5 protein-coding genes are annotated in these 8,735 nt (G+C 56.0%); 1 reads left to right on the top strand and 4 read right to left on the bottom strand.

Annotated features, from left to right (window positions below):
• From B2R17_RS21050 to B2R17_RS21040, 3 genes are all read right to left on the bottom strand, one after another.
• Nucleotides 1-1,321 (bottom strand): serine/threonine-protein kinase (locus B2R17_RS21050; RefSeq protein ID WP_286765529.1); only part of this gene is annotated, 1,321 nt, incomplete at its 3' end.
• Nucleotides 1,322-1,456: 135 nt separating this feature from the next.
• Nucleotides 1,457-2,893 (bottom strand): DUF1501 domain-containing protein, encoded by a 1,437-nt coding sequence (locus tag B2R17_RS21045; RefSeq protein ID WP_286765528.1) that lies wholly within the window; start codon nucleotides 2,891-2,893, stop codon nucleotides 1,457-1,459.
• 132 nt (nucleotides 2,894-3,025) lie between these two features.
• Complete coding sequence (locus tag B2R17_RS21040; protein ID WP_286765527.1) at nucleotides 3,026-6,187, bottom strand: hypothetical protein; 3,162 nt, start codon at nucleotides 6,185-6,187, stop codon at nucleotides 3,026-3,028.
• Nucleotides 6,188-6,291: 104 nt separating this feature from the next.
• Here B2R17_RS21040 and B2R17_RS21035 point away from each other — a divergent pair, with 104 nt between their 5' ends.
• A complete protein-coding gene (locus B2R17_RS21035; protein ID WP_286765526.1) occupies nucleotides 6,292-7,278 on the top strand; it encodes a sugar phosphate isomerase/epimerase family protein in 987 nt (328 codons plus the stop codon).
• Nucleotides 7,279-7,389: 111 nt separating this feature from the next.
• Here the strand turns inward: B2R17_RS21035 and B2R17_RS21030 are convergent, their stop codons facing one another.
• Entirely contained in the window at nucleotides 7,390-8,688 is a 1,299-nt protein-coding gene (locus B2R17_RS21030) for a GlmU family protein (protein ID WP_286765525.1), read from the bottom strand.
• Between the last annotated feature and the right edge of the window lie 47 nt (nucleotides 8,689-8,735).

Here is an 8,735-nt window from a genome sequence, read left to right as displayed (position 1 = left end):
CCCAAGCGATTCCGCCCAGCATTAACAATCGCGGAACGAAGTAGCCCCAAAACGCGGGCTGGCTCCATGCCGCCAAATCGCTCGGTGTGTCGACATACAACCACTGCATGATCACAAACATCGCGATGTGAGCAGCCAGGACGACAAACCCGATTCCTCGCAAAGCACGCCCCCAATTCTGAAACGCGTGCAAGTGCTGATCGCGAGACAATTCTCGCGACATCCGATGAACCAAGCCATCCGGAGCAGCAAGCGGCGTTTCACCAACCAAGATTCGATCCAAATCGTCCGCCAATTCGTCCGCAGATCGATATCGCTCCGTCGGCTCGCACGCCATCGCTCGCTGGATGACGTGATCCAAATCAGCCATTTCAGGCAGACGTGGCATACCACCGGGATAAGCCAACCGCAACGATGGCGGTTCGTCCGATAGCACTCGCGAGAGCACTTCCGCGGTGGAGTCGCCACTATGCGGTGGCGATCCGGTCAACATGGAAAACAACATTCCGCCGAGTGCGTAGACGTCGACGGCATCGGTCAAATCCCCACACCCGCGAGCCTGTTCCGGGCTCATGTAATGAGGCGTCCCAAGGACCTGGCCGTTGCGAGTCAACTCCGGTGCATCACGGTGAAATTTTGCCAAACCAAAGTCCACAATCTTTGGCACACCTTCATCGATCAGCACATTCTCGGGTTTCAAATCACGGTGAATGATGCCGCGTGAGTGTGCGTAAGCGACTCCGCGAGAAATATCGCGCATGAACGCGACCGTCTTCATGACGCACTCTTTGACTTCCGAAGTCGTCATTCCGCCGTCGCGGCAACCTGCTCGCTGCTGATCGACCAACGACTGCAGCGAATCTCCCGTGACCATCGGCATCACGAAGTAGTCGATCCCACGCCAACATCCGATGCTGTGGATTGGCAAGATATTAGGATGCGACAACGAAGCCGCCGCTTCCGCCTCGACACGGAAACGCAAACGCACCTCGTCATTTGCGAGCACACCGTCACCGATCAGCTTGATTGCAACGACACGCCGAAGCGAATCCTGCTCAGCTTCGTAGACGACTCCCATACCGCCACGAGCAACTTCGCGAATGATTCGAAATTCGCCAATGGTTTGCCCGACCAATGTCGCTGGCTCAGTATCTTCGCTGCCAAGCCAACGGTGATTGCGAAAGAAGTCTCGTAACTCCTCCGCGTGGTCGGGGTGCTTCTCCAGGTACTCATGCGGATCCGGTCGCTCGCCATTCTCTTCGCGCACCAAGATTTCCGCCAAAACGGAATCCAACGATGATGGCGAATCAGGGTCGTTCACAAGAACTCATCACACGAAAAATGGCTGGGAAACGCAGATAGTTTCCCAGCCATTGTAGCTTGCTTTGAATAGACTCGCCCACCTTTAGACCAACGTCAACTAAGGCGTGGCGATGGCGTGATCCGGATCGACCGGTCAGGCAATCAGTTCGGGAATCACTTCTCCGCCGAATTGAGACAATTGCTTGTACCGCCCGCCGTGGAAGTAGGTCAGCTTGTTGTCGTCCAACCCGAGCAAGTGAAGCATTGTCACGTGCACGTCGCGAATTGGGTGAACGCACTCAACGGCTTTCGCACCGATCTCGTCCGTCGCACCAACGATTGAACCACGGCGCGTCCCGCCGCCAGCGAACCACATCGTCATCGCATCGATATTGTGGTCACGGCCCAAAGCGGTCACACCACCGCGATAGTTGTTATCGGGTGTCCGCCCAAACTCGCCGGTCCAAACGACCAACGTGTCATCCAGCATGCCACGTTGTTTCAGATCCTTGATCAAAGCGGCAATCGGTTTGTCGACACTTTTGATTCGAGCTGAGTGACCACGTTCCAGGTAATCGTGACTGTCCCATCCGCCAGAGAAGATTTGAACGAAACGCACACCCTCTTCAACCATTCGACGAGCCATCAAGCATTGCTTGCCGAAGGCCGCCGTTTCAGGATCGTCGACTCCGTAGGAATCCAGAACGTGTTGTGGTTCCGTTTTCAGATCGATCAAGTTGGGAACGGACGTTTGCATACGGAAGGCGAGCTCATAGCTTTCCATCCGCGCAGCCAACTCACCCGCGTTGGGATGTTGTTCCAACGAGCTGGAGTTCAGATGATCCTTGTTCAATGCCGCCAACTCGTCGAGCATGCGACGTTGATGCTGACGCGTTCGGTAATCACCCGGCTTCAAATCCAGAATCGGCGATCCTTGTGCACGAAGCGTTGTGCCTTGGTAATAAGCCGGCAAGAAACCGTTGGACCAGTTCGCACTGCCCGCCTGTGGCATCGCGAGTTCCGTCATCACGACGAAGCCAGGCAGGTTTTGATTTTCACTGCCCAAACCATAGGTCGTCCAAGCACCGACCGCGGGATCGCCACCCAACCGGCTGCCCGTGTTCATATGCAGCAACGCTTCCGGGTGGTTCAACGACTCGGCTTGGCAACCACGATAGACGCACAACTCGTCGGCAGCTTCGGGCTGAGCCAAGTGAACGAATTGGTCGCACATATCCAACCCGGACTGGCCAACCTTCCGCGTTTTGAATGGACTGCCGACATAGAAACGTTTCCCCGTCGCCAATCCCTCGGTGCGTTTCGATTCGGTCACATGCAGACGATCCAGTTCGGGCTTTGGATCAAACGTATCCATCTGACCGGGGCCGCCTTCCATGAACAACATGATGACCGCTTTGGCCTTCGGCGGCATCATCGGCTTCTTGGGTGCCAACGGCGACGCGGCGGAATCAGATCCCTTTGCACTGACACTGTCAGCCGCCAGTTGCGACGTCAGCGCCAGCGAACCGAGCGACGCACCAAGACCACAAAAGAAATTGCGACGTTGCAACGTTTGCCAGGATGATTGCATGAAATTCAACTCGAATGAGAAAGGTGGGAAGTTCTGCGCGACCCTCTATTCTAACCGTGCCCCCTCAGTTTCGTCGAATCTATAGGGGCCGTTTCGGTGATTCCGACTCAATAGAGCGCCAACTTCTATAGATCAGGGTTTGGCTTCGAAGGAGTGATTGATCACTCGGTTCCCGTCTTGCTCGATCGCACGCAACCACATTCGGGTGCCGAGCAATTCTTTGCCATTGGGCCAATCGATGTTCCGCGAAACAGTGTCTCGTGGTGGCAATACCAGAACGCGACGTTCGTACTGGCGGTCGCGTCCGGCGAACAACAAACAATCGAAATTGGTCAATCGATTGGTGTGATTGACCATTTCAATTTTCACTCGCAAACGACCGTCCTGGCCGTCGTCGATCAAACGCGTTGTCACCCGAATGTCGAAACCTTCGGGCCCAATGCTGATCGTTCGGTGGACTCGAATGACCGTCGGCGGCATCGTTTCGAACGCGAAATCCAGCGGGAGTTGATACGCACCGATCGTCGCATTGTTCTCCAGCGTCACGCCAAAGTCGACTTTCGACGATTCATTGGGCAGCAAATTCCACGGCTTTGACGCTTCACCTAAACGCCATGATTCCGGTAGCACGATCGCCATTTCGCCCGCCAATGATTGTCCGATCGGATTGCGAAACTGAACGCCGAGTGGTTGCTGCAGCCCTAACAACGCGTCGATGCGAGTCCGATCCAGGCGGACCGACATTCGAAAGTCCGCGAGAGATTGGTCGATTCCCACCAAAAACTTGGGCACTCTTCCGACTGTAATTTCCTGAACGCGACGACCTTCGTGCTCGACCAAGTTCAGTGGGGTGCGACGTCCCCACACGTCGACTTCGTAAACGTTCTCGCCCAAGTACATGTGTTCGACGGTGGGGGTATTCGCCCAAACCATCAATACTGAGTCTTTGTCGCCACGGAAGATGATGTTGTCGCTACCTTTCTGCATTCGCAGCGAACCGGCGTTGTTGCGATGCCCCAATAAAAGACTGGCAGTTCGGAATGGCAGCAACAATTCGTCCGGCCGTCCATCACGCGTCAGCACCGCCGCCTCTTCGTTCATTGGATCGCTCAAGAACGCAGCCGCCACGTCATGACCGCGTGTGGCTGCCATGCGAAGAACCAAGTCCGTGATGCGAGAATCCAGATCGTATTTCTTTCGTGATACCGGATTAATCGTCAGCCAAGTCTCCGGGGGTCTCGCCGACGCAACCATGCCCGCGACCACCGCCTTCTCTCGTTCCTGAATTTCGCGGTCCAACATCGCGTCCATTTCCGCAGCCGTCAGCGGCGACTTGGAATAGCGATGCAATCCCCGCCAGCTATCACCCGCGGTTGCCGGTGGCGTATCAACCCAAGACCACGCGATCATGGTTTGAATGGGTTGGCCAAAACCTTGCAAACCGGTCGAGATACCTTCCAGAGTGGATTCGATATTGGATTGGCCCATGAAGCTGTGGTCATCGTCCGCACCCAATTGCCACAAACGAATCCGCATCGTCATGCGGTTCATCAACGGCTCCAACTCTGGTCGCCAAGCCGATTGATCACGCAGCAGATTTGCGACTCGCGTGTCGTTTTTGTCTCTCAGCTGATACGCGTGCAGGCGATCTTCCGGTGGTTGATCGAGCAAGCCAATCGGTTGAATGCCACGATCTCGCAGTCGAAACCCCAGGAGAGCCGCCGCATCGGCATGATCGGGTTGCTCGGGCCCAAACCATACCGGCAACTTCGCCCAACCAATTCCGATCAGCTGCATCCACCGGGCAAGTTCTCGTTCAGAGAGTTTGCCCGTTCGGTGTCGTTCCATGATCGATTTAGGAAGAGTCCAACCAAAGGGAGTTGGATCAATGACATCCGATTCCGATTGAAAGGTCGCAAGAGAAGGCAGGCCCAGAATGGATTCCTTCGTTTCATTCGGGTCGCCAAACTCCGACGGGTCGTTCGTGATCTTTCCAAGCACAATGAACGAGGTTTCATTGGCAAGTGATGCTCCACGATCATTTTCCATCGACGCGGCGACTCGATAGAAACCGGGTCGCAGATCGTTGAGATCCCATCGATAGTGCAGCGAACTTGAATCATCGAGCCCGGCGATCTGCTTCTTCGGCGGAACACCTTTCAGATTCGATGGCTTGGCATCCTCTTCCGACTCGCTCTGAACGCCGGGATTGTCCTGTTCCTTTTCATTTTCTTCTTCCGCCAACAATCGTGCCGCTTCCTCGACCGGATCAATCGCGCGTGCAAAGGTCCCCAAAGTCTTGTTGTGCTGGTTGTACAAACGCAGACGCAATCGAGTGTGTTCGTTGGACAGCCCCAGCATCTCGCTTTTGACAACAACCGTTTCGTTGGGCAAGTAAACACCGAGTGAATTGTCCGTCGCAACTTTCAATTGCGGGTACTGACGAAACATCACATTGTCGAAACCGACATGACCGGTGATGTCTTCCAGTCCGTCCTCGCCTCCAACGACCATCAATCGCACATACATGCGATCGGCGCGGCGAGGCGGAAGCAGATCGGTCAGCGTCAACGTCGTCCAATCGGTGCTCTTCGTCACGTGCTCGGTTTCTCGGATCCCAAGCTCGTTTCCCGACGCATCTTCAAACACGACTTGGGCGTAGACGTGATCGTGCACAAGCCCTTTTGTGCGAACGTCCACACTGAATTGATACTGGAACGTTGGGTTGGCCGGCAAAGAAGGCGACTCGACTCGAGCGAGCCCGCCATCCAGATGGATACTTAGGCATCGATCGACCAAGATGTCCGCCAACGATGGCGGCAAAGGCGACAACTCGGGATAGATCTGACGCAGTTTCCGCCATGGTTTCAGCGCGGCGGTGTCCAGCGGCAACACCACTTCTTCGAGCTTTGGGTCTCGCGCTTCGATTCGGATGCCCACGTAGTTCGGGTAGCCCGGACCGTCGTATCGCAACCAGTTGTCGGGCCAGCCACCGAAATCTTTGTCCGATGCTCGGGAGAAATCCCAACGAAACCGACGAAGGCCGGCGGGGCCACGCGTCGACTCCACGCTGCTGCGATCAATCAACGATTCCCGAGGAATTCGTTCTCGTCGCAGTTTCTCGTAACGAGTCGGTTCTTCAGCGAGTGCGGACGCTGCAAAGCTGCCCTGAACAATCCAAAATGCAACGATGCAGCAGCAAATGGCTCGCGAGACGAACCGAAATTGGTCGCCGACTCTTCCGGTGCCGGTGGCCGATCCCGCGAAAGCGAGAATCTGCGGGGCGTGAAACACATTGCCCCCGCTCGATGTTCTCGACCGGAAGGCGTATCGTGAAGGGTCGAGTTGGATCAAGCGTCCCACCATGACCTGGCTGCCTGCATCGGAGAACGAACAGATTGGCTGAATTGAAACTTGCCGTCCGAATGGACGCCATCCCGGGGACCGGTGCCTCGGCCACCGCTCTACGTAAATCATTGACCATCGCAGCGTCGATGGGCGTTCGAAGTGTCGAATTATGTGGTCGAACCCACGTGCCCGTATCTGAATTGTCGGACACCGGGGTTCGGACCTTGCGGAAAATCCTGGATGATTTGAATTTGCGGATTGCATCCATCCGGTTTCAAACCCGGTTTGGGTACGACGTGACAGACCATTTGGACGAGCGGGTGGACGCGACCAAGAGCGCGATGAAGACCGCTTACCGTCTCGGGGCTCCACTGATCGTCAACCAAATTGGCACAGTTCCACCTCCGCCACAGAACATTGATCAGGCGGTCAAGAAGGCGGGCAGTTCGCTGCTATTGGGTTCGTCCTTTGAGACAGACGACGCGGATTGGAGCAATGATTTACCAGCCGACCTGGCCGCTGAACTCGCGAATTCGATCGCGTCCTCTCGGATCGGCAAAGCCATCGCGGGGCAGGGTGCCAAAGGCAGTGAGGCCTCTCGCTGGGAAACGCTTCGAGAAGTGATGGAAGACCTCGGCCGCTACGGAGCAAAGGTCGGTTGTTTCCTGGCCGCTGAAACGGGGACCGAATCTGGAAAAGATCTGGCTGCGCTGCTGGATGCGATCCCCGACACGTTTGTTCCGGTCGCACTGAACCCGGGGCAATTGATCATCAATCGGTTCCGAGTCGACGAAGCGATCAACGCACTTGCTCCGCGAATTTCGATCGTGCACGCGGTCGACGGCGTGGTGGATCTGGCCGCCGGTCGCGGAGTGTCGGTCCCGGTCGGCGAGGGCACGGCAGACTTCCCGTCGATGCTGGGACGACTCGAAGACATCCCTTACCGCGGTCCCTTCGTTGTCGGTCGCCCAGAAATGCGTCCCGAAACCGCCATCATGGAATTGCAGCAGAGCTTGGAATACCTGCGCAACCTATAGTGCCGATCGTTTTAAACAGCGAAATCGAACCCACAAATCATCACCTGCCACCGCCGGAACTTCGGTATTTGGCAGGTGGCGTTATGGTTGCGGCCTTGTGTCCCGGCTTTTCTACAGGGCAAGTTGGTCCGACGTTTCACGTTCGGATTCGGTCCGATCGTACATCGCCTGAATCAAGTCCATGTCGCATTGGCGTTGTTCGACTTTCCGACGCGCGAACATCCGGGCTTGCGTGTTGATCATCACGTCGGGTGGCAACAAAGAAGTCTGACCAAACAAGCGAGCGTAGTTGACGTAGCTGGGCACGTTGCTGGTAACGAATCCATACAACATGCTGCAAACGCCGATCACTTTGCCGGTGAAGATGCCTGTGTTGATAGCGGACTTAGAATAGTCACCCATCACGCAGCCCAAGAACTGCATTCCGGTCGCCATCTTGCGGTCGCCGTATTCGATGTTGATCTTGCCATACGTGTTCTTCAAGTCGCTATTGCAGGTTCCCGCCCCAAGGTTGATCCAGCTTCCCAAGTAGCTGTGCCCTAAAAACCCGTGGTGTTGCTTGTTCGTGTAGGCCTCAATCACCGACGCTTCGACTTCGCCGCCAATCTTCACCGTGTGCCCCAGCGACACGCCATCTTTGATCGCCGAATGCTCGATTACTCGGGTGCTGTGTCCCGCGTGCAGTGGGCCTTCCAAGAAACAGAACGGTCCGACTCGAACGTCCTCTTCCAATACGATCGCACCGCCGGAAGTGTGGATCGACCCATACTCTCCGATTGACACTCCCGGCCGAACAAAGACACCGTCTTCGCGTTGCGTGTAGTCGCCATGTTCGATGCGGTAGTTGACCGAATCGTTCATCGCGTCCATATGAGACGACACGACTTCGTGCGGCCATTGAAATGCTTTCAAGGTGAACCGCGAACTGACATTGTCTCGGGCCAATAGTTCCAATCGTGCGAGTGGCGTTTGAGTCGCATCGGACGCGGCCGAACCATTAAGTTTTGCGATATCAGCCGCCGAAATGAACGCCACCAACAATTCGGTGTCGACGCCGTTGTCTTTGCCCAGCACCGATGCGGTTTCACCGGCCTTCAACACTTGCTTCAACGTCTCGTAGGTTTGCACCGAGGGCACCAACCGAGCGTTGACCAGCAACACGTCTTCGCCCTCCGGCAGTTCCTTCGCGGGTGCTTGCAGGCCGTGGTCGGCTTCTTGGATGGGCAGCAGGTATTCGCGAATCAGTCCCTGAATCTGGCAAGCCTTGGCTCCGGTGGCGGATTCGCTCGCAAGTGTCTTCAACCAATCCAGCAATCGGAAACTGGCGCACGTGATCGCATAAGCGGGACGAGCATGGACGATCGGACAGAGCTGTTCCACGCGAGAATCTTCGAAGCACAGGATTTGCATGAGCGGGACCAGACGAGGGAGGGACGAAGACACAGCCAAACGACAGA

Source organism: Rhodopirellula sp. UBA1907 (assembly GCF_002337565.1).
GTDB classification, from domain to species: domain Bacteria; phylum Planctomycetota; class Planctomycetia; order Pirellulales; family Pirellulaceae; genus Rhodopirellula; species Rhodopirellula europaea.
The sequence above is the reverse complement of the archived record's forward strand: the minus strand, read 5'-3'. Positions and strand labels throughout refer to the sequence as shown.